The sequence below is a fragment of the Streptomyces sp. FXJ1.172 genome (assembly GCF_001636945.3).
Classification (GTDB): domain Bacteria; phylum Actinomycetota; class Actinomycetes; order Streptomycetales; family Streptomycetaceae; genus Streptomyces.
The window spans coordinates 4,793,501-4,819,346 of record NZ_CP119133.2; the positions used below are offsets into that span (position 1 = coordinate 4,793,501).

Consider the following 25,846-nt stretch of genomic DNA (forward strand, 5'->3'; position numbering starts at 1 on the left):
CACCCGGCGCCGTCACGCCCAGGTGATCAATCGCTTCGGCTGCTCCAGGATCGCCGCCACGTCCGCCAGGACCTTGGAGCCCAGCTCGCCGTCGACCAGACGGTGGTCGAAGCTCAGCGCCAGGGTGGTCACCTGACGCGGCTTGACCTTGCCCTTGTGGACCCATGGCTGGAGCTTGATCGCGCCGATCGCGAGGATCGCCGACTCGCCGGGGTTGAGGATCGGCGTGCCGGTGTCCACGCCGAAGACGCCGACGTTGGTGATCGTCACCGTGCCGCCCTGCATGGCGGCGGGCGACGTCTTGCCCTCTCGTGCCGTCGCCACCAGCTCGCCGAGGGCCTCGGCCAGCTGCGGGAGCGTCTTGTCGTGCGCGTCCTTGATGTTCGGCACGATCAGCCCGCGCGGAGTGGCCGCCGCGATGCCCAGGTTGACGTAGTGCTTCTGCACGATCTCCTGGCCGGCCTCGTCCCAGGACGCGTTGATGTCCGGGTTGCGCTTGATGGCCACCAGCAGGGCCTTGGCGATCAGCAGCAGCGGGTTGACCCGCAGGCCCTGCATCTCCCTGTCCTGCTTCAGCTCCTCGACGAGCTTCATCGTGCGGGTCACGTCGACCGTCACGAACTCCGTGACGTGCGGAGCCGTGAAGGCGGAGCCGACCATCGCCGCCGCCGTTGCCTTGCGCACGCCCTTGACCGGGATGCGGGTCTCCCGGGCCGTGTCGTACGACGCCACCGGTGCGGGCACGGCGGCGGGGGCCGCGGCGGCCGGGGCCGCCACCGGTTCGGCCGCCCGCGGTGCGGCCGCCGCGTGGACGTCCTCGCGCGTGATGATGCCGTCGGGACCGGACGGGGTGACCGAGTGCAGGTCGACGCCGAGATCCTTGGCCAGCTTGCGCACCGGCGGCTTGGCCAGCGGGCGGGGCTTGTCCACGACCGGGGCGTGGCCGTTCAGCTCCGGCTGGATCGCCTGGGCCGGCGCCGGGACCGGGACCTCGGGGCCCTTGCGGGGGCGCCGCTTGGTGGAGGACGTCGCCACGCCGTAGCCGACCAGGACCGGCTGGCGGCCCTGCGGCTTCGGCTCCTCGGCCGGGGCCTCGGCGGGCACCACAGGCTCCACCTGCACCGGCTCCGGCGCGCCGCCCGCCACGTCCACCGCGATGATGGCCGTGCCCACGTCCACCGTGGTGCCCTCGGCGAAGTGCAGCGCGCGGACCACACCGTCGTAGGGGATGGGCAGTTCGACGGCCGCCTTGGCGGTCTCGACCTCGCACACCACCTGGCCGTCGGTGACCGTGTCGCCGGGCTGGACGTACCACTTGAGGATCTCGGCCTCGGTGAGTCCCTCGCCGACGTCCGGCATCTTGAACTCGCGTACGGACGCTTCCGTCATCGTCGTCACGACCCTCTCCTCAGTACGCCAGCGAGCGGTCGACGGCGTCGAGCACGCGGTCCAGGTTCGGCAGGTACTCCTCCTCCAGGCGGGCCGGCGGGTACGGGGCGTGGTAGCCGCCGACCCTCAGGACGGGCGCCTCCAGGTGGTAGAAGCAGCGCTCGGTGATCCGGGCGGCGATCTCCGCGCCGGAGCCGAAGAACACCGGCGCCTCGTGGACGACGACCAGCCGGCGGGTCTTCTCGACCGACGCCTGGACCGCGTCGAAGTCCAGCGGGGAGACCGAACGCAGGTCCAGGACCTCCAGGGACTTGCCCTCCTCGGCCGCCGCGGCCGCGGCCTCCTGGCACAGCTTCACCATCGGGCCGTAGGCGGCCAGGGTCAGGTCCGTGCCCTCGCGCACGACCTGCGCCTTGTGCAGCGGCGCGGGGATCGCCTCGAGGTCCACCTCGGCCTTGTCCCAGTAGCGGCGCTTGGGCTCGAAGTAGATCACCGGGTCGTCGCTCTGGATGGCCTGCTGCATCATCCAGTACGCGTCCGACGCGTTGGAGGGGCTGACGATCTTCAGGCCCGCCACGTGCGCGAAGAGCGCCTCGGGGGACTCGGAGTGGTGCTCGACCGCGCCGATGCCGCCGCCGTAGGGGATGCGGACGACGACCGGCATCTTGACCTTGCCCAGCGAGCGCGCGTGCATCTTCGCGAGCTGGGTGACGATCTGGTCGTAGGCAGGGAAGACGAAGCCGTCGAACTGGATCTCCACCACCGGGCGGTAACCGCGCAGCGCGAGGCCGATCGCCGTGCCCACGATGCCGGACTCCGCCAGCGGGGTGTCGATGACCCGGCTCTCGCCGAAGTCCTTCTGCAGGCCGTCCGTCACGCGGAACACGCCGCCGAGCTTGCCGACGTCCTCGCCCATGACCAGGACCTTGGGGTCCTCGTCCAGAGCACGGCGCAGCGACTCGTTGATGGCCTTCGCCATCGCCATCTTCTCGGCCATCTCAGCGACCCCCTTCAGCTGCGTCCGCGAACGACGCCTGGTAGGCGGCGAACTGCGCTCGCTCCTCGTCGACGAGCGCGTGCCCGTCCGCGTACACGTTCTCGAAGATGGCGAAGTGGTCCGGGTCCGGCATGGCACGGACCGCTTCGCGCACTCGTTTGCCCAACGCCTCGGACTCGTCCTCGAGTTCCGCGAAGAATCCCTCGTCCGCGTGGTTTGAGGCCTCGAGATACCGGCGAAGGCGCAGGATCGGGTCCTTCGCCTCCCAGGCGGCACGCTCGTCGTCGGCCCGGTAGCGGGTGGGGTCGTCGGAGGTGGTGTGAGCACCCATGCGGTAGGTGTACGCCTCGACCAGGGTCGGGCCCTCACCGCTGCGGGCGCGCTCCAGCGCCCACTTGGTGACCGCGAGGCAGGCGAGGACGTCGTTGCCGTCGACGCGGACGCCGGGGAAGCCGAAGCCCTGCGCGCGCTGGTAGAGCGGCACGCGGGTCTGCTTCTCGGTGGGCTCGGAGATCGCCCACTGGTTGTTCTGGCAGAAGAACACCACCGGGGCGTTGTAGACCGCGGAGAACGTGAACGACTCGGCCACGTCGCCCTGGCTGGACGCGCCGTCGCCGAAGTAGGCGATCACCGCGCTGTCCGCGCCGTCCTTGGCGATGCCCATCGCGTAGCCGGTGGCGTGCAGCGCCTGGGAGCCGATGACGATCGTGTACAGGTGGAAGTTGTTGCTGTTCGGGTCCCAGCCGCCGTTGTTCACGCCGCGGAACATGCCGAGCAGGTTGGTCGGGTCGACCCCGCGGCACCAGGCGACGCCGTGCTCGCGGTAGGTCGGGAAGACGTAGTCGTCCTCGCGGGTGGCCCGGCCGGAGCCGATCTGCGCGGCCTCCTGGCCCAGCAGGGAGGCCCACAGGCCCAGCTCGCCCTGGCGCTGCAGGGCGGTGGCCTCGGCGTCGAAGCGGCGGGTGAGCACCATGTCGCGGTACAGGCCGCGCAGGTCTTCGGGGGTGAGGCCGGCGACGTAGGAGTCGTACTCGGCGTTCTTGACCCGCTTGCCCTCGGGCGTCAGGAGCTGTACGAGCTGGGGCTCGGTGCTCTTGGTGGTGCGCCTGGTGCCGGTGGCTCCGGACGCGGTCCCGGCCTTGCCGGACTTCGTCCCGGTGCCGGTCTTGCTGCCGGTGGTGCCGGCCTTGCCTGCGGCGCTGCGTCGCGGCTGGCGCGCGGCACTGCTGTCCACGGTCACGTGTGCTCCTCCGTCGTTCCGGCCCCCGGGGTTGCCGGTAGGCCAGTGCGGCTCACCTGTTTCGACCACCGGGCACGGGGTGGGTGCCACTCGGCCGGGAACAGGCGTGACAGGTGCCCCGGCGAGCGCCCTGCAACCATCACGTTACCCAGTGGTCCACATTTCTGGGAAACCCCACCTGACCTGCGATTTTGCTTGGATTTCCAAGTAAATCGAGAAGGTGTGGAAGCGTGCTGGTCACAGCCTTGCGAAAGGCCGGAGCAACCGCACGTTATCCCGCTCACCCGGGTCACGGGAAGAGTTTCCGTGTGAGAGTGACTCCGGGCCCGAAGACGGAAAAATCATGGTTTTTCGCCTCGCTGGCCACGAGGCCGTCCGTCGTGGCGTGTACGAATGCCGTCCGTCGAGGCCGATGGGGAGTGGGGAGGAGGTCGGCGAGGCCGGCACGGCGGCCCGCGCGCCGGTGCGCATTCCGGCCACCCGGCCCGGCCACCCGGCCCGATGCGTCGGTCCGGTGCCTGAGCTGATGTCGTTCGCGGACGACGAGGCCCTCTCCGAGAAGACGATCAAGAATTGCGTTTCGCGCCCGTTTTCCAGACCCGGTATGCAGCGCCGTTCCCAAGCCGCCGCTTATGTTGCCCGTATGCAGGCGGAATAGAGCGGAAGCAAAGGAACTCTCTGATAAAGCCTACCTGGTGACCGAAAGCGATCGTCGCCGACTGTCTGTGACAACCCCCAGCTCACAGGAACTTTTTGTGCCCTAGCATCTGCGCCGTGCCGCGCTCTTGTGTACCACCCGTAGTGCCCCTCGCGCCCCCTCTTGGCGCCTTGCTCCGCCTGTACGCCGCCGGTACCGCGCTCACCTGTGAACCGGTCGACCAAGGCCTGCTCAATCGCGGCTACCGGCTGTGCACCACGCGCGGCCGCTATTTCCTCAAGCACCACTTCGACCCCGACACCGCCGACCCGGCCGCCATCGAGCGCCGCCACCGGGCCACCCAGCGCCTGGCCGACCTCGGCGTCCCCGTGTCCGTACCCCTCGCGCACCGCGGGGGCCGTACGGTCGCCGTCGTCGGCGGTCATGCCTACGCCCTGCACCCCTGGATCGACGGCAGGCACCGCCACGGCGGCCAGCTCACGCGCACGGAGAGCGCACGCCTGGGGGCGCTCCTGGGCGCCGTGCACGCCTGCCTGGAGCGCGTGATGCCACCCAAGGGGCGCACCCGCCCGGCCACCAGCCCCCATCCCGTGGAGAGCGCCGACCCGGCCGACACCTTCGCCCTCATCGACGACCTGCTCGGCCAGGTCCGGCGTCACCGGCCCGCCGACGCCTTCGACGAGCTGGCCCGGCACCGGCTCCTGGAACGCCGTGCGCTGCTGGAGCAGCACGCCGACCGGCGCCCCCCGCGCGGTGGCCCGGTGGGCTGGGTGCACGGGGACTTCCACCCGTTCAACCTGCTCTACAAGGACGACACCCCCGCGGCCATCGTCGACTGGGACCGGCTCGGCGTGCAGCCCCGCGCGGAAGAGGCCGTACGCGCCGCCGTGATCTTCTTCGTACGCCCCGCGGGCGCCCTGGACCTGCCGAAAGTGCGCGCCTACGCGCGCGCGTACCGGCGCGCGGCCGGCGCCACGCCCTCGGAGCTGGCGGCGGCCGTGCACCGGGTGTGGTGGGAGCGGCTGAACGACTTCTGGATGCTGCGCTGGCACTACGAACGCGGTGACACGCGCGCGGACTGCCAGTTCCCGGCCGCGTCGGCGCTCGCGGTGTGGTGGACGCGCGAGTACGACGCGGTGTGCGACGCGTTCACCAACTGAGGGCACCGGGCCCTGGGGAGCAGGACCTCCGGGAGCGGGCCTGCGGACTCATGGGGAGGCCGTCACGGGCGCCGGGGGTGTCCTTCAACCGGTGGGGGCGCCAGCGCCGCCGACGGTGGTGTTCCCGACGGTGGTGCCGGCGTCGGTACCGGCGTTGGTCGTGCCGCCGTTGGTGGTACCGGCGTCGGTGCCCCCGTTGGTGGTGCCGGCGTTGGTCGTACCGCCGTTGGTGGTGCCGCCGTTGGTCGTACCGCCGTTGGTCGTACCGGTGTTCGTGCCGCCGTTGGTGGTGCTGGTGCCCGTGGACTGCGACGGCGAGGTCTGCGGGTTCGTCGGGCTCGTGCTCTGCGACTGCGAGGTCTGCGGGTCCGTCGGGGTGTAGCCGGAGCCTCCCGACGTGGTGTCCGAGCCGTTCTCCGTGCTGGGGTCCGTGGGCTGGTCGGTGTTGGTGTCCGACGGGGTCGGCGAACTCGAGTCGTCCTTCGTGGACGTCGAGTGCGACGTCGTCGGCTTGGTGTCGCTGCCGCCGGTGCTGCCACTGCCTCCCGTGCTCTTCAGCGCCAGCGCGACGCCCGCCGCGATCGCGATCACCGCGAGGACGGCGACGATCCAGAGCTTGCCGCGCCCGCTGCCCCTGTTGCCGTGCCCCTCGAAGCCGCCGTCGTCGCCGTTGCCGTAGCGGGAGGGCAGGATCGGCTGCGGGATCTGCGCGGTCCCGGCACCGAAGTCACCCGGGTGCTGCATCGCGGTCGTGCCCGTGAAACCGCCCGCCGGGGTGTGCCGGCCGTCGTGCGACTCGACCGGGCCGGTGTTCCAGGTGCCGGTGTGGCCGCCCGCCTCGTAGAGCATCTGCAGGCCGTACTGGACGAGCCCGCGCATCTCCTCGGCCGTCTGGAACCGGTCGTCCGGTTCCTTGGCGAGGGAGCGCATGACCAGGCCGTCCAGCTCCGGCGGGCAGCCCTCCGCCACCTGCGACGGCGGGGTCGGCATGTCCTGGACATGCTGGTAGACCACCGACAGCGGGGTCTCGCCGGTGAACGGGGGCCTGAGAGAGAGGAGTTCGTACAGCAGGCAGCCGGTCGCGTACAGGTCGGAGCGGTGGTCGACGGCCTTGCCGAGCGCCTGCTCCGGGGAGAGGTACTGAGGCGTGCCCATGACCATGCCGGTCTGCGTCATCGTCGTGGACGCGCCGTGCAGGGCGCGCGCGATGCCGAAGTCCATCACCTTGACGGCGCCGCTGTTCGTGATGATCACGTTGGCCGGCTTGATGTCGCGGTGCACGATGCCGTGCTGGTGCGAGTAGGCAAGCGCTTCCAGCACGCCCGAGACGATGATCAGGGCCTGCTCGGGGCCGGGCGCCTCGGCGTTCATCAGCAGATCGCGGATGGTGCGGCCCTCGACCAGCTCCATCACGATGTACGGCACGGACTGGCCGCCGACGAAGTCCTCGCCGGAGTCGTACACGGCGACGATCGCGTGGTGGTTGAGGCCGGCGACCGACTGTGCCTCGCGGGTGAAGCGGGCCTTGGAGACCGGGTCCTCGGCCAGGTCCGCCCGGAGCAGCTTGACCGCGACGGTCCGGCCCAGCCGGACGTCCTCGGCCGCGAAGACCTCCGCCATGCCACCCCGGCCGAGCCGGTGGGTCAGCCGGTACCGGCCGTCGCCGACGAGCCCTCCGTTACCCCACATCTCGGGCGCGTCCGACATGCCGCCGCCAGTCGCCTCGGGGTCGGACGGGCCCTGGGCGCGCTGCGTCTGTGCCATCAGTCCTCGCCGTCGTTTCTGCCCGCGGTGCGCGCGGTGTTGTCACGGTCTCCGTCGGCCACGCTACAGCCTCCGTGGGGGCCGCCGGTCCGGAACGGGAACCGGGACCGGCCACGAGCGTGACCGGCCATGAAACCCGTAGCACGCGCTGTCGTGCAAATTCTGTGTGCTGGTCGTACGCCCCCTGTAACGCTTGCGCGACGCTTCTTGCGCGTACGGTCACGGAACGGGCACCGAGCTTGACGTGTCAGTGCCCTGGGGCAGACTTGGCCGGGAATGACACATTCGATCAAGGCCCATGGGATGAGTGCAGGCGCCGGACGGCCGGTGGGGGACGGGGAGAGATGAGCCAGGACGGCGCACACGGCCGGTACGCGGGGCAGGCCCTCGCGGGCGGCCGTTACCAGCTGCGGGACCTGCTCGGCGAGGGCGGCATGGCCTCGGTGCACCTGGCGTACGACGCCGTGCTCGACCGCCAGGTCGCGATCAAGACACTCCACACCGAACTGGGCCGGGAACAGGCCTTCCGCGAGCGCTTCCGCCGCGAGGCCCAGGCCGTGGCCAAGCTCACGCACACCAACATCGTCTCGGTCTTCGACACCGGCGAGGACGATCTGGGCGGCCTGGCCACGCCGTACATCGTCATGGAGTACGTCGAGGGCCGCCCGCTGGGCTCGGTCCTCGACGAGAACATCCGGCAGTACGGCGCGATGCCCGCCGACAAGGCGCTGAAGGTCACCGCGGATGTGCTGGCGGCGCTGGAGATCAGCCACGAGATGGGGCTGGTCCACCGCGACATCAAGCCCGGCAACGTGATGATGACCAAGCGCGGTGTGGTCAAGGTCATGGACTTCGGCATCGCCCGCGCCATGCAGTCCGGGGTCACCTCGATGACCCAGACCGGCATGGTCGTCGGTACCCCGCAGTACCTCTCGCCGGAGCAGGCCCTCGGCCGCGGCGTGGACGCCCGCTCCGATCTGTACTCGGTCGGCATCATGCTGTTCCAGCTGGTCACCGGGCGGCTGCCGTTCGACGCGGACTCGCCGCTGGCGATCGCGTACGCGCATGTGCAGGAGGAGCCGGTCGCGCCCTCCTCGATCAACCGTTCCCTGCCGCCCGCGGTGGACGCGCTGGTCGCCCGCGCCCTGAAGAAGAACCCGAACGAGCGCTTCCCGACCGCCGAGGCCATGCGCGACGAGTGCCTGCGCGTCGCCGCCTCCTTCCAGGCGGCCGCCCCGAGCATCGTGCCGGGCGCCGCGCCGACCCAGAGCGGCTCGGGCGTCGGCTCCGCGGTGTTCCCGCCGGTCGACCAGGCCACTCCGGCGCCGCACGGCCCGGTGCAGACGCCGTACCAGCCCGGCCCGTACGGCCCCCAGACGCCCGCCCCGGCCTACGGTTACCCGCAGCAGGGCGGCTACCAGATGCCGTCTCCGGTGGGCTACGGCCCGCAGGCCGCGCAGACCCCGCCGCCGTACACGATCTCGCCGCAGACGGCCACACAGGCTTCCGGCGCCCGCGGCGGCGGCAAGAGCAACAAGCCGGTGATCATCGGCTCGGTCGCGGTGTCGCTGATCGCGGTCGTCGGCCTGATCGTCGCTTACGCCATGCACAGCGGCAGCAACGACAACGCCACAGGCGGCGGCGCGAGCCCCTCGGCGTCCTCCTCCCACCGGTCGGGCTACCGCGGCCCGGACACCACCCGCCGCATCGACAAGACCAAGTGCACCCAGCCGCAGGAGTCCTACGACGACGCGAGCAAGGTCAGCCTGCCGGACTTCCGGTACAAGGACATCAACTCGGTGAAGGCGTGCTTCCAGGCCGCGGGCTGGCAGTACAAGGTCAAGACCGAGGACGACAACACCTGGGGCGACGGCACGGTCCTGGACCAGTTCCCCTCCGCGGACACGGGTGTCGACAAGAAGGACCCCGGAACGATCGAACTGACCGTCTCGACGGGCAATCCTCCGCAGTGAGGGTCACGCGCGTACGCGTACACGCGTGACGAGTGACGTGACGGGAAGGGCCCGGCGGTCGTCCGCCGGGCCCTTCCCCTTCGCTGACAGGTAAGGCCCGCCCGTTCGCCTTACAGGTAAGGCCCGCCCGAGCGGCCGCCGGTACGGGGATCGTCGCCCTCGTGGCCAGTCACGCCGGGCGGCAGCGCGCGGCGCATCTGCTCCAACTGGGCCCGCGCGGCCATCTGCTGGGCGAACAGCGTCGTCTGGATCCCGTGGAAGAGGCCTTCCAGCCAGCCCACCAACTGCGCCTGCGCGATCCGCAGTTCCGCGTCGCTCGGGGTCACGTCGTCGGTGAACGGCAGGGAGAGCCGCTCGAGTTCCTCGACCAGCTCCGGCGCCAGGCCGTCCTCCAGCTCCTTCACCGAGCTGGCGTGGATCTCCTTCAGCCGCACCCGGCTCGCCTCGTCCAGAGGAGCCGCACGCACCTCCTCCAGGAGTTGCTTGATCATGCTGCCGATCCGCATGACCTTGGCCGGCTGTTCCACCTGCTCCGTCACCGGGATCTCGCGGGAGTCATCGTCCCCGTTGCCGCCGCCGAGCGCCATCCCGTCCTGGCCCACGACGAGGATCTGGGGATTCTCCGGCGACCGTTCGTTCCTCGGCATCTCCATGCCGCCATTCTCTCGCACCCGTACACCTCATCACCGTGGTGCCCCCTCCAGGGAGTGATCCACCGTTTAGACCCGACGGCGTATCTCGAAATGCCCTGTTTATCAATGAATGTGAGGGTTGTAATCGTCGGTCATCCAACGATCACCCCATCCGGGTTACGGGAGGCCACCGACGTGACTCCATGGCTGCGACTCAGACTCCGCTCCGTACGCCTGCTGCTCGTCCTCGAGCTGGCGGCCCTGCCGGCGTACGGCACCGCCGCCGCGTACGCCGCCCCGCCCACGCCCACGCCCACGCCCACCGCCGAGCCCGGCCACGGAACCTCCGCCGGCCCGCACCACTCGGGCCCCGGTCCTGCCCCCGCCCGCACGACCGGGCCGGACGGCGCAGACCGGCCGAGCCACACGGACCGGCCGGGCGACGCACGCCGCCCGGATCACCCGCACCACTCCGGCGGTACAGGCACCTCGGACAGCTCAGGCGGCTCAGACAGTCCGAGAATTACGGACGGTACGGACAGTGCAGATGACGGGGATGGTCCGGACGGCACAAGCCGGGGCGACGGGGACTCCCCCACCGCCGACGCCGCCGATACCCCACCCGCCCCTATGCCCTCCGACTCCGCCTCCGCCTCGTGGCGTCCCCCGGCCACGGAACCGACCCGCGCGGGCAGCCTGGCCGGCGAGGGGCGGCTGCGGCCGGGCCGGCCGGACGGGCCCGCGGCCGAGGTGGAAGGCGGCGACAGACCCGTACCCACCGGATCCCCCAGCACCGGCCAGGCGGAGGAGCCGGAGACCGCGAACCTCCCGACCGGGACGCCGACGGCCTCGGCCCCTGCCCGCAAGCCCGGTCTCGACCAGCCTCCGGCCCACGACGCCGCCCGCCGGGGCGCAACCACCACCGAACCGGTCCTGCAGATCCTCCCCCTGGGCAGCGGCCTGGTCCTCATCGGCCTGGGCCTGGGCCTGGCGTTCCTGGGCCTGAGACTCCGCAGGAGCTGAGGCTCCGCAGGGAACTGACGGAAACGGCGGTCGTGCCGCCGGGGGCGGCGGCGCAGGGGGTCGTTCCGGCGCGCGGTGCTACGGCGCCACCAGGAGCACCTTGCCGACGTGGCCGCTGGCCTCGATCACCCGGTGTGCCTCGGCCGCCTCGGGCATCGGCAGCTCGCGGTCCACGACCGGACGGACATGCCCGGCGGCGAGCAGCGGCCACACATGCTCGCGTACGGCGGCCACGATGGAGGCCTTCTCGCTCAGCGGACGGGCGCGCAGCGAGGTCGCGCTGATCGCGGCCCGCTTGTTGAGAAGGGCGCTGATGTTCAGCTCGCCCTTCGCCCCGCCCTGCATACCGATGATCGCGAGGCGGCCGCTCACGGCGAGCGCCTGGACGTTGCGGTCCAGATACTTGGCACCCATGTTGTCGAGGATGACATCGGCACCGGCACTGCCCGTGGCCTGCTTGATCTCGGCGACGAAGTCCTGCTCGCGGTAGTTGACGAGGATGTCCGCGCCCAGCTCGGCGCAGCGCTCCAGCTTCTCCTTCGTGCCGGCCGTCACCGCGACCTTGGCGCCGACGGCCTTGGCGAGCTGGATCGCCATGGTGCCGATGCCGCTGGAGCCGCCGTGCACGAGCAGCGTCTCGCCGGGCCGCAGGTGGGCGATCATGAACACGTTGGACCAGACCGTGCACACCACCTCGGGCAGCGCGGCCGCCTGCTTCAGGTCGACCCCCTCGGGCACGGGCAGCAGCTGCCCGGCCGGTACGACGACCTTCTCGGCGTATCCGCCGCCCGCGAGCAGGGCGCACACCGCGTCGCCGACGGCCCAGCCGGAGACTCCGGGGCCGAGCGCGGCGATCCTGCCGGAGCACTCCAGGCCGAGGTAGGGGGAGGAGCCGGGCGGCGGGTTGTAGAAGCCCTGCCGTTGCAGGACGTCGGCGCGGTTGACGGCGCTGGCCACCACCTCGACCAGCACTTCTCCCTCGCCGGGCACCGGGTCGGGGACCTCCGCCCACACCAGCGCCTCGGGACCACCGGGTTCGGAAATCGTGATCGCATGCATGCCGGTGACGCTACTCCCCGCGAGTGCCCGTTCCCGGGCAGCCCCACCCCCTGCGGGCCGCGTCCGGGCTCAGTCCCGCGGCAGCGGCCGGCTGCCGGGGGTGACCCGGTTGCCGGGGGTGACCGGTTGCCAGGGGGCACGCGGACGATGGCGGACCGGGCGCTCCACCGCTTTCCTCGGGTATCTCACCGATGGGTCACCAGATGGTCGCCCGCCTGGCGGGCGATGGCGTCATGGCCCGGACGTTTCACGTGAAACACACCCCGATCCCGGCTGCCGCCCACGGCAGATCCAGCAGCTCCGTCTCGGCGCCCTGCCGGGCCCCGCCCGGCGGTACGACCGCCAGGGCGTCCGCGGCCGCGATGCCCCGGAGCATGGCCGGGCCGTTGTAGTGCAGCGGTACGGCGCAGTCGCCGCGCAGCACCACGGGAATGAGCCGGGTGTCGTACGGATGCCCCTGGACCGCTTCCTTGAGGGGGAGGGCGTACGGCTCGGGGGCCGGGTGGGCGGCGAGGGTGCGCAGCAGCGGTTCGGCGAGCGTAAGCAGGCCTGAGACGGCCGCGAGGGGGTTGCCGGGCAGGCCAACGAGGTGCTGGTCGTCCTTGGTGCGGGCCAGCAGCATGGGGTGGCCGGGGCGCACCTTGACGCCGTCGACGAGGAGTTCGGCGCCGATGCGGTCCAGGGTGGGGTGGACATGGTCGCGGGGTCCGGCGGCGGTGCCTCCGGTGGTGACGATCAGGTCGGCCTCGGAGCCGGTGACGGCCCGGTGCAGGGCCTTGGCGTCGTCGCCGATCCGGCGCACCGCGACGACCTCGGCGCCGAGCGCGCGCAGCCACGGCGGCAGCATGGGGCCGAGCGCGTCGCGGATCAGCCCGTCGTGCGGCAGGCCCTCGGTCAGCAACTCGTCGCCGAGGACGAAGACTTCGACCCGTGGGCGGGGCACGGCGGTGACGGTGTCGTATCCGGCCGCGGCGGCGAGACCGAGGACGGCGGGGGTGACCAGGGTGCCGATGGGCAGCAACTGGTCGCCGTTGCGGCTCTCCTGACCGCGGGGGCGGATGTCCTGGCCGTGTGCCAGGTCCCAGGCGGAGTGCAACCGGCCCTGCGCGTCGATACGACCGTGCTCGCTGCGCAGGACGGCGGTGGTGTCGGCGGGGATGCGGGCGCCGGTCGCGATGGGAACCGCCTCGCCGTCACTGAGCGGCTCGGGCTGGGCGTGCCCGGCGAGGACGCCCTCGTCCCGGACCTGCCAGGGCCCGGGTCCGGCGACCGCCCAGCCGTCCATCGCGGACGTGTCGAAGGAGGGCAGGTCGGTGAGGGCGTCGAGGGGCGCGGCCAGGACCAGGCCGAGGGCGTCGCCGAGCGGCAGGCGGACGGGGGCGGGGCGGGGCTGGGAGCGGGCGGCGCGGGCGGCGATCTCGCGCGCCTGGGGCCAGGGGGTGGCCCGGTGCCGTTCGGCGGGCTGCCGCGGGTCCTGGGGCGCTGGGGCGGACGCCTGGCCGGTGGGGTCGTCCTTGGCTTCCCTCACGAGGGCCAGGGCCTCCTCGAGGTCGAGGTCGTCGCTGTCCTGCGCGGGCGCCCCGGCACGGGTTCCGGGGGCGGTCATCCGGCGTCCGGGGCGCTCGGGAGGCCGTTCCCGGTTCCGCCCCCGTTGTTCTCTTCCTCCCAGCGCAGCGCCAGCGCGGCCGCCTTGCGGGCGGCCTCGGCGACGGCCTCGGGGCCTCCCTTGCCCTGGGCGGCGGCGTAGCCGACGAGGAAGGTGGTCAGCGGGGCGGCGGGCCGGGCCACGCCGTGCGCGGCGTCCCGGGCCAGATCGAGCAGGACGCCGGTGTCGACGTCCAGGTCGATGCCCAGCTCGTCCTTGACTGCGGAGATCCATTCATCCAACACGTGCCCATGCTCCCTGATGCGTGCCCTGGCGTTGACGATGTCGTCCCAGGTGTCGCAGTCGAAGGACGCGAGCGGGTCCGGGACGCGGGTGAGGCTGAGGGTGCCGGTGAGCCGGCGCAGGGGCAGCCCGGTCAGGCCGCCGGGTGCGGCCGCGAGGGCGGCCAGTTCGCGGCGCAGCGCACCGGTGCGGTAGGCGGCCACGAGCGGCTGGTCCCGGCCGTCGGCGTCGGTGAGCAGCGCGCCGTCGGCGCCGCTGTCGCGCAGGGTGGTCAACAGGCGCTGGAGCGTGGCCGGTGCGAGGAAGGGCAGGTCGGCCGAGAGCACCACAGTGTGCTCGGCGGTGGTGAGGCGCAGGCCGGCCTCGAGTGCGGCGACCGGTCCGGCGCCGGGCGGCTCCTCGCGCGCCCACAGCACCGGCCGCGCGGTGGGCCGCGGGCCGGCCACGACGACCGTCGTACGGGCGCCCGCGCAGGCCGTGAGCACCCGGTCGAGCAGGGCCCGGCCGCCGACCCGCACCCCGGGCTTGTCGGCCCCGCCGAGCCGCCGGGCGGCGCCGCCGGCCAGCACGACGGCGTCGTACGGCTCGGGTGTCCCGGGGGCGGCGGGGGCGTTGTCGGTCATCCCCCGAGTATGTCCTGCGGGGCCTGTTCGTATGTGCTGTGCAGGTGTCCCGCGGGCCGCGGGGCCCTTCTCGCGGACCCCGCGGGCGTCACAGTGTGCGCAGGAGCACCGCCGGCTGTTCCACGCAGTCCGCCACGTGGCGCAGGAAGCCGCCCGCCGTGCCGCCGTCGCACACCCGGTGGTCGAAGGTGAGCGAGAGCTGGACGACCTGGCGCACCGCCAGCTCGCCCTCGTGCACCCAGGGTTTGGGGACGATGCGGCCTACGCCGAGCATGGCCGCCTCGGGGTGGTTGATGATCGGGGTGGAGCCGTCGACTCCGAAGACCCCGTAATTGTTCAACGTGAAGGTACCGCCGGTGAGTTCCCCGGGCGTCAGCTTCCCGGTGCGGGCGGCCTCGGTGAGCCGGGCGAACTCGGTGGTCAGCGACTCGGCGTCGCGCGCGTGGGCGTCCCGGACGACGGGCACGACCAGCCCGCGTTCGGTCTGCGCGGCGAATCCGAGGTGGACGTGGTCGAGCTGGACAATGTCGCGGGACTCGGTGTCGACGTAGGAGTTCAGCTCGGGGAAGCGGGCGAGGGCTGCGGTGCAGATACGGGCGAGCAGCGCGAGCAGGGAGATCTTCGGTCCCCCGGCCGCGTTGACGGCGGCACGCGCACGCATGAGTTCGGTCGCGTCGGCGTCGACCCAGCAGGTGGCGTCCGGGATCTCCCGGCGGCTGCGGGAGAGCTTGTCGGCGACGGCTCCGCGGACGCCCTTGAGGGGGATGCGGACGCCTGCGCCGGGCGAGGCCGAAGAGGTCGGGGCGGGCGCGGTCGTGACGGCGCGGGCCGCCTCGGCGGGCGCCTCGGTGCAACGGCCGTCCTGGGCGGCCTTGCCCCGCAGTACGCCCTCGACGTCCGCGCGCAGGATCAGTCCGTCCGGGCCCGAGCCCGCCAGCTGCCGCAGGTCCACGCCGCCCTCACGGGCGAGCTTGCGCACCAGCGGGGAGATCACGGGCACGGGGCCTTCGGTGCGCAGTGCGGTCACGGGCGCGTGGGCCGCTGCGGGGGAGCCCGGGGTCCCGTTCCGCCGCGCTGCCGCGGCGGGAGCCATGGCCGCGCCCTGCTGCCCGGCCCGCCGGGCCCCGGACGGCGCACTCGCGGCGGGGGTGCCGTCCCGACCGGTCCCGGCGCTCGCGCCACCGGGCGCCACCGGCGTCGGCCGCACCCTTCGGCGCCGCGCGGGCGCTTGCGAAGTGCCGTATCCGACCAGGACGTTGCCGGAGCCCTCCGGCTCGGCGTGCGGCGCCGGCCCGCCGACCGCCACCGTCAACAGCGGTGCCCCGACGGGCAGTTCGCTGCCCTCCTCGCCGAAGCGGGCGGTGACCACGCCGCCGTAGGGGCAGGGCACCTCGACCATGGCCTTGGCCGTCTCGACCTCGACGACCGGCTGGTCCACGGCGACGACGTCGCCGACCTGGACCAGCCAGCGGACGATCTCCGCCTCGGTGAGCCCTTCACCGAGGTCGGGAAGCTTGAACTCCAGCACCTGTGCCATCAGCCCTCGGCCTCCCACTGCAGGCGCGCGACGGCGTCCAGGATGCGGTCGACGCCGGGCAGGTGGTGCCGCTCCAGCATGGGCGGCGGGTAAGGGAGGTCGAAACCGGCCACGCGCAGCACCGGCGCCTCCAGGTGGTGGAAGCAGCGCTCGGTGATCCGGGCCGCGATCTCGCCGCCCGGTCCGCCGAACCCGGTGGACTCGTGGACGACGACCGCGCGCCCGGTGCGCCGCACGGCCGCGCAGACCGTCTCGTCGTCGAACGGCACCAGCGAGCGCAGGTCGATCACTTCCAGGTCCCAGCCCTCGGCCCGGGCCGCCTCGGCGGCCTCCAGGCAGACCGGCACGGAGGGGCCGTAGGTGATCAGGGTGGCGCTGCGGCCCGGGCGGCGGACGACCGCCCGGCCGATCGGCTCGACCTCCGTCGGATGCTCGGGGTTCCAGGAGTCCTTCGCCCAGTACAGCCGCTTGGGTTCCAGGAAGACGACCGGGTCGTCGGAGGCGATGGCCTGGCGCAGCAGGCCGTACGCGTCGGCGACGGTCGCGGGTGTGACCACGTGCAGCCCCGGGGTGGCCATGTAGTAGGCCTCGGAGGAGTCGCTGTGGTGCTCGACGCCGCCGATGCCGCCGCCGTAGGGGACGCGGACGGTGATCGGCAGCGGCATCCGCCCGCGCGTGCGGTTGCGCATCCGGGAGACATGGCTGATCAGCTGCTCGAACGCCGGGTAGGCGAAGGCGTCGAACTGCATCTCCACCACCGGGCGCAGGCCGTACATGGCCATGCCGACGGCGGTGCCGAGGATGCCGGCCTCGGCGAGCGGGGTGTCCGTGCAGCGGTCCTCGCCGAATTCCTTGGCGAGGCCGTCGGTGACCCGGAAGACACCGCCGAGTGCGCCGACGTCCTCGCCCATGACGTGCACGGTGGGGTCGGCGGCCATCGCGTCGCGCAGCGCGCGCGTGAGGGCCTGCGCCATGGTGGCCGGCTTGACGGCGACGGTGGTCATCGGGCGCCGCCTTCCTGCTCGCCGTGGTACTCCTGCTCGGCGTCCAGTTCGGCCTGCAACAGGGCGCGCTGCTCGCGCAGTTGGGCGGTGGTCTCGGCGTAGACGTGGTCGAAGAGGGCCATGGGGTCGAGTTCGGGATCGCGGTTCATGCGTTCACGCAGGTCGGCGGCCATCTCCTCGGCGTCCTGCCGGGCGGCCTCGACAGCCGCAGCGTCGATCAGTGCGCGTGTGGTCAGCTCCGCCTCCAGCAGCTCGATCGGATCGTGCGCGCGCCAGGCCGCGATCTCGGCGTCGCCGCGGTAGCGGGTGGCGTCGTCGGCGTTGGTGTGGGCGTCGATGCGGTACGTCACCGCCTCGACCAGGGTCGGGCCACCGCCCGCGCGGGCGTGCCGTACGGCGTCGCTGAGGACCTCGTGCACGGCTGCCGCGTCGTTGCCGTCGACCAGTCGGCCCGGCATGCCGTATCCGACGGCCTTGTGGGCCAGGGAGGGCGCGGCGGTCTGCTTGGCGAGCGGGACGGAGATGGCGAAGCCGTTGTTCTGCACGAGGAAGACCACCGGTGCCTGCCAGACGGCGGCGAAGTTCAGCGCCTCGTGGAAGTCGCCCTCGCTGGTGCCGCCGTCGCCGACCAGGGCGAGCGCGACCACGTCGTCGCCCTTGAGGCGTGCGGCGTGTGCGAGGCCGACGGCGTGCGGCAGCTGGGTCGCGAGCGGGGTGGACAGGGGGGCGACGCGGTGGGTGTGGGGGTCGTAGCCGCTGTGCCAGTCACCGCGCAGCAGCGTGAGCGCCTCGACGGGGTCCACGCCGCGGGCGACGACTGCGAGCGTGTCGCGGTAGCTGGGAAAGAGCCAGTCACGCTCCTGAAGGGCCAGGGCGGCGGCGACCTGGCAGGCCTCCTGGCCGGTGCTGGACGGGTAGACGGCGAGGCGGCCCTGCTTGGTGAGCGCGGTGGCCTGGGTGTTGTAGCGGCGGCCGCGGACCAGCTGGGCGTAGAGCCGGCGCAGCAGGTCCGGGTCGGCCTTGGCGGCCGCCTCGGTGCCAAGGACGCGGTACGGCTCGGCGTCGGGCAGCAGCGGCGCGGGGTCCGTACGGGGCTGCCAGGCGGGCGGCGGGGATGGCCGGTAGGCACCCCGCTGCTCCATGACCGTCATGACGGCACCTCCTCGTGGGAGCGGCTACGAAGTCGGGTCGGCAGTGACCCGTCTCACCTACCGATTGTTCGGTCGTCGGCACATTTTGGCTACAGGCACCTCCGGCCTGTGGACAAACGGTTCTCCACAGCCTGGAATGAACGCAGGACGTCCACGGCGAGGGAGCGGGGGGACATGGCAGCTGAACAATTGGCCGAAGGACCGCGCGAGGGCGCGCCGCTGCCGCCGCCGCGGGCGCTGGACGCGATCGATCAGGACATCCTGAAAATCCTGCAGGGGGACGGCCGCGCCTCGATACGGTCCGTCGCCGAACGTGTCCACGTCTCGCGCGCCAACGCCTACGCGCGCATCAACCGGCTCGTCGAGGACGGGGTGATCCGCGGGTTCGGCGCGCGTGTGGACCATGAGCGGGCGGGGCACGGCACCTCGGCGTACGTGACACTGAAGATCGTCCAGAACACCTGGCGCACGGTCCGCGAGCAGCTCAGGCAGCTGCCCGGCGCCTCTCACATCGCCCTCGTGGGCGGCGACTTCGATGTCCTGCTGCTGGTGCACACGCCCGACAACCGGGCGCTGCGCGAGCTGGTGCTCACCCGGCTCCAGGCGATCCCCGAGGTGCTCAGCACGCGCACGCTGCTGGTGTTCGAGGAGGAGGACCTGGAGCCGGAGGCGTAAACGGGGTGCCGGAGGCGTAAACGGGGTGCCGGAGGCGTGATCAGGAGCGCGCCGGAGGCCTGCCCTCAGCCGTCAGTCGCTGCGCAAACCCGAGAAGACGAGCCGGACGACCGCGTCGGCCACCTCACGCTCTCCGGTGCCGTGCGGGTCGGGCCGGTACCACTCCACGATCGAGTTGATCATGCCGAAGACCAGCCGGGTGGCCAGGCGGACCTCGACGTCCCCGCGTACGTGTCCGTCGGCCGCCGCGGCCTTCAGCAGGTCGGCGACCCGGTGGTCGAAGTCGCGCCGCCGCTCCAGCGCCCACCGCTCGGTCTCGGTGTTGCCGCGCACGCGCAGCAGCAGTGTCACGTACGGCAGCTCGCCCATGAGCACCTCGACCATGCGGCGCACGACGTGCTCCAGCCGGTCGACGGGCCGCCCCACGCGCGCGTGCTCCTCGTCCAGGATGGCGAACAGGCCGTCCAGGGCACGGCTGACGGCCCGGCTCAGCAGTTCCTCCTTGCCGCTGACGTGATGGTAGATCGACGACTTGGAGATACCGGCCGCCTTGGAGAGGTGCTCCATGGAGGTGCCGTCGTAGCCGCGCTCGTTGAAGACCTGCACGGCGACGGACAGCAGCGTCTCCGGGGTGTACGTGTCACGTCTGGCCGTGGTCATGAGGCGCCCTCCCGCTTGTCGATGGCGTACGCGTGGCGGTAGAGCGCGAGAGAGGGCGCGTAGCGTCCGGACGGGTCGCGCTCGTGCATCTCGTCCAGGACGTCGATGGCGAAGTCGCGGCCGAGCCTGCGGTCCCATTCGAACGGGCCGAGGGGGTAGTTGACCCCGAGGCGCATGGCCGTGTCGATGTCCTCCTCGGTGGCGACGCCCTTGGCGACGGCGTCATGGGCGAGGTCGATGATCCGGGCGACCGTACGCGCGACGATCATGCCGGGGACGTCCCCGATGACGCTGACGTCCTTGCCGAGCGCCTGGAAGAGTCCGGTGGCCTCGGCGAGGGTCTGCGGCGAGGTGTCGTGAACGGCGGACAGGGCGATACGGGTGGCCGTGCGGTAGTCGAGGGCGAGGTCGAAGTAGACGACGTCCCGGAACTCCACGGAGGTCTGCCCGTCGGCGAGGACCAGCTGGCCGCCGCCGGGCAGCACCAGACGGGTGCCGTTGTCCTCGTCCTCCTCGCGGACCTGGATGCCCGCCTCGCGGATCAGCGCGAGCAGGTCGGCCGCGGGGCCGAGATCGCCCTCGGCGACGACGTACGCGGGCGGCCGCTCCTTGTCGGCGGTGTGCGGCTCGGCCCGCTCGGCGTCCTCGGCGTAGTCGTACCAGCCGTGCCCGCTCTTGCGGCCGAGGCGGCCGGACTCCACCAGCCGGCGCTGCGCCAGCGAGGGCGTGAAGCGCACGTCCTGGAAGAAGGACTGCCACACCGAGTGCGTCACGGACTCGTTGACGTCCTGTCCGATCAGGTCGGTCAGCTCGAAGGCGCCCATCTTGAAGCCGCCGGAGCCGCGCAGTACCGCGTCGATGGTGGCCGGGTCGGCCGCCTGGGCCTCGTAGACGGCGAACGCCTCGGCGTAGAACGGCCGGGCGATGCGGTTGACGATGAAGCCCGGGGTGTCCGCGCAGGCCACCGGCGTCTTGCCCCAGGCGCGTGCGGTCTCGTACGCGCGCGTGGCCGACGTGACGTCGGTGGCGAACCCGGAGACGACCTCGACGAGCGGCAGCAGCGGGGCCGGGTTGAAGAAGTGCAGGCCGACGAAGCGGCCGGGATGGCGCAGGGCGCCGCCGACAGCCGTCACCGACAGCGAGGAGGTGTTGGTGGCGAGCAGGCAGTCCTCGGCGACGATGTCCTCCAGCTCGCCGAAGAGCTGCTGTTTGACGTCCAGCCGCTCCAGGACGGCCTCGACGACCAGTGCGCAGTCCGCCAGCTCCGCGAGGCTGTCCACGGGCTTGAGGCGGGCGCGGGCGGTGTCCCGGTCGGCGGGGTCCAGCCTGCCCTTCTCCACGAGCCGGTCCAGGCGGGCGCCGATCGCTTCGGCCGCGTCCCGGGCCCGCCCGGCGACGGCGTCGTAGAGCCGCACGGGGTGGCCGGCGACCAGCGCGACCTGGGCGATGCCCTGGCCCATGGTGCCGGTCCCGACGACGGCCACGGGGCTGCTGAGGTCGAGTGCTGTCATGTGCGCGATCCTCCCGCACGGGGTTTTCCACAGATGCGGCGGTCCCCCTTGTCCCGACCGATCGTTCGGTTACTCTAGCTCTGACCGTCTCATCCCGCTGCTCTTTCTGCCAGGTCGTGAACTCGACGAAGAGTTCCCCAGACGAGGAGTTGGTCCCGCATGGCCGCCGAACTGACCGTGTCCGAGCTGATCGCGAAGCACCGGCCCACTCTCGACCAGACGCTGGAAGCGATCCGCACGCGCGCGTACTGGTCCCCGCATCCGGAGCACCCGAAGGCCTACGGCGAGAACGGCAGCCTGGACGCGGCAGCGGGCAAGGCCGCCTTCGACACCGTGCTGGGCACCCGTCTGGACCTCGGCCAGCCCGGTACGGACGACTGGGTGGGCGGCGAGGTCTCGCCGTACGGTATTGAGCTGGGCGTCACGTATCCGCACGCGGACACGGACGTGCTGCTGCCCGCGATGAAGGCCGGACAGCGCGCCTGGCGGGACGCCGGTGCGGAGACGCGCGCGGTGGTCTGCCTGGAGATCCTCAAGCGCATCAGCGACCGGACGCACGAGTTCGCGCACGCCGTCATGCACACCAGCGGCCAGGCCTTCATGATGGCGTTCCAGGCGGGCGGCCCGCACGCCCAGGACCGAGGCCTGGAGGCGGTGGCGTACGCGTACGCGGAGCAGGTCCGCACGCCCCAGACGGCCGAGTGGACCAAGCCCCAGGGCAAGCGGGACCCGCTGGCCCTCACCAAGCAGTTCACGCCGGTGCCGCGCGGCGTCGCCCTGGTCATCGGCTGCAACACCTTCCCGACCTGGAACGGCTACCCGGGCCTGTTCGCCTCCCTCGCCACCGGCAACGCGGTCCTGGTCAAGCCCCACCCGCGCGCGGTGCTGCCGCTCGCGCTGACCGTGCAGGCCGCCCGGCAGGTGCTGGCCGATGCGGGCTTCGACCCGAACCTGGTGGCACTGGCCGCCGAGCGGCCCGGCGAGGGCATCGCCAAGACCCTCGCCACCCGCCCCGAGATCCGGATCATCGACTACACCGGATCGACGTCCTTCGGCGACTGGCTGGAGGCCAACGCCCGCCAGGCGCAGGTCTACACCGAGAAGGCCGGCGTCAACACGGTGATCGTCGACTCCACCCACAGCTACAAGGCCATGCTGTCCAACCTGGCCTTCTCGCTGTCCCTGTACAGCGGCCAGATGTGCACCACCCCGCAGAACCTGCTCATCCCCCGCGACGGCATCCGTACCGACGAGGGCCCCAAGACCTTCGACGAGGTCACCGCCGACCTCGCCCGCGCGGTCGACGGCCTGCTCGGCGACGACGCGCGCGCGAACGCCCTGCTGGGCGCGATCGTCAACCCGGATGTCAAGGCCCGCCTGGAAGCGGCGGCCGGCCTCGGCGAAGTCGCCCTCGCCTCCCGGGAGATCACCAACCCGGACTTCCCGGACGCGGTCGTACGCACCCCCGTCATCGTCAAGCTGGACGGCGCCAAGCCGGACGACCAGGCCTCCTACATGAGCGAGTGCTTCGGCCCCGTCTCCTTCGCCGTCGCGGTCGACTCGGCGGCCGACGCGGTGGAGCTGCTGCGCCGCACGGTCCGCGAGAAAGGCGCGATGACGGTCGGCGCCTACACCACCGACCCCGAGGTCGAGCGGGCCGTCGAGGAGGCCTGCCTGGAGGAGGCGGCCCAGCTGTCGCTCAACCTGACCGGCGGGGTGTACGTGAACCAGACGGCCGCCTTCTCCGACTTCCACGGCTCGGGCGGCAACCCGGCGGCGAACGCCGCGCTCACCGACGGCGCCTTCGTGGCCAACCGGTTCCGGGTCGTCGAGGTGCGCCGGGAGGCCTAGGCGAGGGCGCGGGAAGCCGAGGGTGCGCCCCCGGTGATGCTCCAGTGGTACAGCGTCATCGCCACGCTGGTGGCGAGGTTGTAGCTGGAGACCTGGGGGCGCATCGGCAGCGCCAGCAGATGGTCGGCACGCGCGCGCAGTTCGGCCGACAGACCGCTGCGCTCCGAGCCGAACGCCAGCACGGCGTCGTCGGGCAGCTTGGTGCCCCGGATGTCCTCGCCCTGCGGGTCGAGGGCGAACAGCGGCCCTGCGGGCAGTTCGTCGACGCCGAGGCGCTCCACGGCGGTCGCGAAGTGCAGCCCGGCCCCACCGCGCACCACGGTGGGGTGCCACGGGTCGAGCGTGCCCGTGGTGACCACCCCGGTCGCCCCGAAACCGGCGGCGAGCCGGATCACGGCACCGGCGTTGCCCAGGTTGCGGGGGTTGTCCAGGACCACGACCGGCGCGGTGCGCGGTGTCCGGCCGAGCGCGCGCAGGCCGGCCTCGCGGGAGGGCCGTACGGCGAGCGCGGCGACACCGGTCGGGTGGGGCCGCTGCACCAGCGAGGCGTAGGTCCGGCCCGGCACCTGGACCAGCAGGGCGTCCAGCGCGTCCCGTACGTCCCCGGCCAGTTCCTCGGCCAGGGCGAGCGCGGCCGGCCGGTCGGTGGTGACCGCCACCGGCACCTCGGCCCCGAAGCGCAGCGCGTGCTTCAGGGCATGGAAGCCGTCGAGCAGCACGGCACTTTCGGCGTGCTCGCGCCAGCGGATCAGCGGGTCGGTCATGCCGTGAACCCTACGCGGCCCCCACGGAGCCCGGCGCGCTCTCCTGCGCCGCCTCCGCGGAGCGCGGCGACGGCACCGTACGCTCCCCGCCCCGGACGATCCGGCCACGCGCGCGTACCGCCAGGGCGCCCAGCCGGCGCAGGAAGGACGTCGGCAGGAAGACCGCGTCAGCGGTGATCATCGCCAGCGAGAAGAACGGCAGCCCGAGGACGACCGCGATCACCGCGTGCTCGAGCATCATCGCCACCAGCAGGACGTTCTTGACCCGCCGGTTGAACAGGGTGAACGGGAAGGCGACCTGCACCATCACCGTGCCGTAGGCCACGACCATCATGATCGTCCCGCTGGAGGACATCAGATCGGCGAGACCGGGCCAGGGCGAGAAGTAGTCCAGGTGGAGCGGGTAGTAGACGGCGGTGCCGTCCTGCCAGCGCGAGCCCTGGATCTTGTACCAGCCGGCCGTCGCGTAGATCAGGCACGCCTCCGCCATGATCACGACCAGGGCGCCGTTGTGCAGGATGTTGGTGACGACGTCCAGCAGGATCTTCGGGTCGCGCGCCTTCGCCCAGCGGCCGACGGCCCACCACAGGCCGAGCGACACCAGAGCCGTCCACAGCAGCGCGGGGATCAGCCAGCCGTTGTCGAACCTGCCGGTGACCGTCACAAGGACGAGCGCCGACCCGAGCACCGCCCACAGCACGGGGCCCACCCGGTCGGCGGGGACCCGCTCCCCACGCGCGCGTGCCTCCTCGGCGCGTGCCGCCCGCCGCTCGTCCAGCGACCACACCTGGCCGCAGCGCGTGAACACGAGGTAGACGGACATCAGGTGCAGGACGTTGTCGCCGCCGTCACCGATGAAGACGCTGCGGTTCTGCAGCGAGAGCACACCCACCATGAACAGCACGGACGCCGTCCGGGTGCGCCAGCCGAGCAGCAGCGCGACGCTGGCGAGGACCGCCAGCGCGTAGAAGCACTCGAACCAGAGCTGCCCGTCGGACCACATCAGCGCCGTGAAGGCGTGGTTGTCGGCGGTCAGCTCCCTGGCGAGGCTCCAGTTCCACGGTCCGGCCGGGCCGTACAGTTCCTGGCGGTGCGGGAACTCCCGCAGCAGGAACAGCAGCCAGGTCGCGGCGAACCCGATCCGGACCATGGCGCTCTGGTACGGCCCGAGCGCGGCCCCGGTGACCCGGGCGATCCCGCGCGAGAGGGTCAGGGAGAGACGGTTCACGACCGCACACCCCCCGCGGCCTCGTCGGCGGTCACGGTCCACCAGGGCAGCTGGCGGTAGACGGGCTGGTCGGACACGCGTTCAGGACTCCACTTCGGCGGCTGCACATTGGTGGTGCTGGAACGGACCTGCACCTGCTGGATGACCCCCAGCCGGTCGGCCGGCTCGTCCCGGTACAGGCGCATCACCACGATCCGGCGCAGGTACTGCTCGGAGAGCGAGCCGCGCGTGCCCACGGGCCGGTTGTCGGTGCCGTGCGTTGCGACGAAGAAGTCCCAGGCCCGGCGCAGCTCGTTCTGCTGGGTGTGGCTGGGTGCCAGGTTGCCGTCTATCGCGGCGCCGTCCTCGGCGGACAGATCGGTCCAGCCGGTGGTGCGCAGCCCGCCGTCCTTCGTCCGCACCTCGGCGCGCACCTGGACGGCGATGTTCTGCTGCAGCGGGTTCGGGGCGAACAGCTTCCAGTTCTGCTCGAACTCGGGGTACACCCACTCCTCGACGGCCTTGCCGTGCTGCTTCGTCACCGTGTTCGCGGGGGCGAGGCTGAGGAACACCATCAGCAGATGCACGCAGGCGGCGACGGAGACCACCGCGAGGGCCAGCGCCGCGCCGACCTGGTAGCGGCGGGAGAGAGCGGCGACACCGGTACGGGACTCGCAGGGCGCCGACGCCGAGGCATCCGGCTGGGCCTGCGCACCCGGCTGAGCGGACGCATCCGGCCGGGCGGAGGCATCCGGCCGAGCCGGCTGGCCAGACTCCGGGGCCCGGGCCGAGCGAGGCTCCGGAGCCGGCCCGGACGTGCGGCCCGGCCCGGACGCCCGGTCTCGCCGGCCGGCCCAGGCCGGCCGGCGGCCGGTGCCGGACCCGCTGCTTCCCGGCCCACCGCTGCCCAGGTCACCGGCGCCGGAGTCGGCGCCGGCCGCAGACTCCTCCGGGAGACGCGCCCCGGTCGACCCGTCGGGGCCGGGTCGGGCCCCGGCCCCCGAGTCCTCGTCGTACGCGTCCATTCCGTCCCGTCCCCCGTTTCGTTCGGTTCAGTCGTTCGGCCCAGTGATGCGCTCA

General features: G+C 72.3%; 22 protein-coding genes. 6 read left to right on the top strand and 16 right to left on the bottom strand.

Going from position 1 to position 25,846, the window contains the following annotated elements; genetic code table 11:
• Positions 1–12 precede the first annotated feature (12 nt).
• Genes A6P39_RS21320 through pdhA (A6P39_RS21330) form a run of 3 tightly spaced genes read right to left on the bottom strand, consistent with a single transcriptional unit; the run spans position 13 to position 3,626 of the window.
• Entirely contained in the window at positions 13–1,398 is a 1,386-nt protein-coding gene (locus A6P39_RS21320; protein ID WP_067056999.1) for a dihydrolipoamide acetyltransferase family protein, read from the bottom strand.
• 10 nt (positions 1,399–1,408) lie between these two features.
• Positions 1,409–2,386, bottom strand: a complete 978-nt coding sequence (locus A6P39_RS21325; protein ID WP_067056996.1) for an alpha-ketoacid dehydrogenase subunit beta — start codon at positions 2,384–2,386, stop codon at positions 1,409–1,411.
• Between the two features lies 1 nt (position 2,387).
• Positions 2,388–3,626: a pyruvate dehydrogenase (acetyl-transferring) E1 component subunit alpha gene (gene pdhA / locus A6P39_RS21330; RefSeq protein WP_067056993.1), complete on the bottom strand. Its 1,239-nt coding sequence runs from the start codon at positions 3,624–3,626 to the stop codon at positions 2,388–2,390.
• A gap of 343 nt (positions 3,627–3,969) precedes the next feature.
• Between pdhA (A6P39_RS21330) and A6P39_RS21335 the strand changes: the two genes are divergently transcribed.
• Both A6P39_RS21335 and A6P39_RS21340 read left to right on the top strand, forming a co-directional pair.
• Positions 3,970–4,284 (top strand): hypothetical protein, encoded by a 315-nt coding sequence (locus tag A6P39_RS21335; RefSeq protein WP_067056990.1) that lies wholly within the window; start codon positions 3,970–3,972, stop codon positions 4,282–4,284.
• Positions 4,285–4,427: 143 nt separating this feature from the next.
• Positions 4,428–5,444, top strand: coding sequence for a phosphotransferase (locus tag A6P39_RS21340; protein WP_079133860.1), 1,017 nt, complete (start codon positions 4,428–4,430; stop codon positions 5,442–5,444).
• Between the two features lie 84 nt (positions 5,445–5,528).
• Here A6P39_RS21340 and A6P39_RS21345 read toward each other — a convergent pair whose 3' ends face one another.
• Complete coding sequence (locus tag A6P39_RS21345; RefSeq protein WP_199841060.1) at positions 5,529–7,208, bottom strand: protein kinase domain-containing protein; 1,680 nt, start codon at positions 7,206–7,208, stop codon at positions 5,529–5,531.
• Positions 7,209–7,552: 344 nt separating this feature from the next.
• On the opposite strand from A6P39_RS21345, the gene A6P39_RS21350 reads away from it, so the two are divergent.
• A complete protein-coding gene (locus A6P39_RS21350) occupies positions 7,553–9,181 on the top strand; it encodes a protein kinase domain-containing protein (RefSeq protein WP_067056984.1) in 1,629 nt (542 codons plus the stop codon).
• Between the two features lie 110 nt (positions 9,182–9,291).
• Here A6P39_RS21350 and A6P39_RS21355 read toward each other — a convergent pair whose 3' ends face one another.
• Positions 9,292–9,834 carry a bacterial proteasome activator family protein gene (locus A6P39_RS21355; protein ID WP_067056981.1) on the bottom strand — a complete coding sequence of 181 codons (543 nt, stop codon included), beginning with the start codon at positions 9,832–9,834 and terminating at the stop codon, positions 9,292–9,294.
• 609 nt (positions 9,835–10,443) lie between these two features.
• Here A6P39_RS21355 and A6P39_RS21360 point away from each other — a divergent pair.
• A complete protein-coding gene (locus A6P39_RS21360; RefSeq protein WP_079133859.1) occupies positions 10,444–10,836 on the top strand; it encodes a hypothetical protein in 393 nt (130 codons plus the stop codon).
• 78 nt (positions 10,837–10,914) lie between these two features.
• Here the strand turns inward: A6P39_RS21360 and A6P39_RS21365 are convergent, their stop codons facing one another.
• From A6P39_RS21365 to pdhA (A6P39_RS21390), 6 genes are all read right to left on the bottom strand, one after another.
• Positions 10,915–11,895, bottom strand: coding sequence for an NAD(P)H-quinone oxidoreductase (locus A6P39_RS21365; protein WP_067056976.1), 981 nt, complete (start codon positions 11,893–11,895; stop codon positions 10,915–10,917).
• A gap of 247 nt (positions 11,896–12,142) precedes the next feature.
• Positions 12,143–13,501 (bottom strand): molybdopterin molybdotransferase MoeA, encoded by a 1,359-nt coding sequence (locus tag A6P39_RS21370; protein WP_067056973.1) that lies wholly within the window; start codon positions 13,499–13,501, stop codon positions 12,143–12,145.
• Entirely contained in the window at positions 13,498–14,406 is a 909-nt protein-coding gene (locus tag A6P39_RS21375) for an NTP transferase domain-containing protein (RefSeq protein ID WP_067056970.1), read from the bottom strand. Before A6P39_RS21375 ends, A6P39_RS21370 begins: the two co-directional genes overlap by 4 nt.
• 88 nt (positions 14,407–14,494) lie before the next feature.
• Positions 14,495–15,943, bottom strand: coding sequence for a dihydrolipoamide acetyltransferase family protein (locus tag A6P39_RS21380; protein WP_067056968.1), 1,449 nt, complete (start codon positions 15,941–15,943; stop codon positions 14,495–14,497).
• Complete coding sequence (locus A6P39_RS21385) at positions 15,943–16,947, bottom strand: alpha-ketoacid dehydrogenase subunit beta (RefSeq protein WP_067056964.1); 1,005 nt, start codon at positions 16,945–16,947, stop codon at positions 15,943–15,945. The genes A6P39_RS21380 and A6P39_RS21385 overlap by 1 nt, the downstream gene beginning before the upstream one ends.
• Positions 16,944–18,098, bottom strand: a complete 1,155-nt coding sequence (pdhA, locus tag A6P39_RS21390) for a pyruvate dehydrogenase (acetyl-transferring) E1 component subunit alpha (protein WP_067056961.1) — start codon at positions 18,096–18,098, stop codon at positions 16,944–16,946. Before pdhA (A6P39_RS21390) ends, A6P39_RS21385 begins: the two co-directional genes overlap by 4 nt.
• A gap of 189 nt (positions 18,099–18,287) precedes the next feature.
• On the opposite strand from pdhA (A6P39_RS21390), the gene A6P39_RS21395 reads away from it, so the two are divergent.
• Entirely contained in the window at positions 18,288–18,773 is a 486-nt protein-coding gene (locus A6P39_RS21395; protein ID WP_067056958.1) for an Lrp/AsnC family transcriptional regulator, read from the top strand.
• A gap of 72 nt (positions 18,774–18,845) precedes the next feature.
• Here the strand turns inward: A6P39_RS21395 and A6P39_RS21400 are convergent, their stop codons facing one another.
• Both A6P39_RS21400 and A6P39_RS21405 read right to left on the bottom strand, forming a co-directional pair.
• On the bottom strand, positions 18,846–19,433 hold the full coding sequence (locus A6P39_RS21400; RefSeq protein WP_067056955.1) for a TetR/AcrR family transcriptional regulator: 588 nt from the start codon (positions 19,431–19,433) through the stop codon (positions 18,846–18,848).
• The gene (locus A6P39_RS21405) at positions 19,430–20,944 is read right to left on the bottom strand and encodes a 3-hydroxyacyl-CoA dehydrogenase (RefSeq protein WP_067056952.1); all 1,515 of its coding nucleotides are present in this window, start codon (positions 20,942–20,944) and stop codon (positions 19,430–19,432) included. Before A6P39_RS21405 ends, A6P39_RS21400 begins: the two co-directional genes overlap by 4 nt.
• A 159-nt stretch (positions 20,945–21,103) precedes the next feature.
• Between A6P39_RS21405 and paaN the strand changes: the two genes are divergently transcribed.
• Positions 21,104–22,795: a phenylacetic acid degradation protein PaaN gene (gene paaN / locus A6P39_RS21410; RefSeq protein ID WP_067056949.1), complete on the top strand. Its 1,692-nt coding sequence runs from the start codon at positions 21,104–21,106 to the stop codon at positions 22,793–22,795.
• Here paaN and A6P39_RS21415 read toward each other — a convergent pair.
• From A6P39_RS21415 to A6P39_RS21425, 3 genes are read right to left on the bottom strand one after another with little or no spacing between them, the layout of a single operon-like run.
• Positions 22,792–23,559 (bottom strand): TrmH family RNA methyltransferase, encoded by a 768-nt coding sequence (locus A6P39_RS21415; protein WP_067056945.1) that lies wholly within the window; start codon positions 23,557–23,559, stop codon positions 22,792–22,794. The genes paaN and A6P39_RS21415 overlap by 4 nt on opposite strands.
• 10 nt (positions 23,560–23,569) lie before the next feature.
• Positions 23,570–24,787 (bottom strand): HTTM domain-containing protein, encoded by a 1,218-nt coding sequence (locus A6P39_RS21420; protein ID WP_067056943.1) that lies wholly within the window; start codon positions 24,785–24,787, stop codon positions 23,570–23,572.
• Entirely contained in the window at positions 24,784–25,791 is a 1,008-nt protein-coding gene (locus A6P39_RS21425; protein WP_067056940.1) for a DUF5819 family protein, read from the bottom strand. The genes A6P39_RS21420 and A6P39_RS21425 overlap by 4 nt, the downstream gene beginning before the upstream one ends.
• Positions 25,792–25,846: the final 55 nt, after the last annotated feature.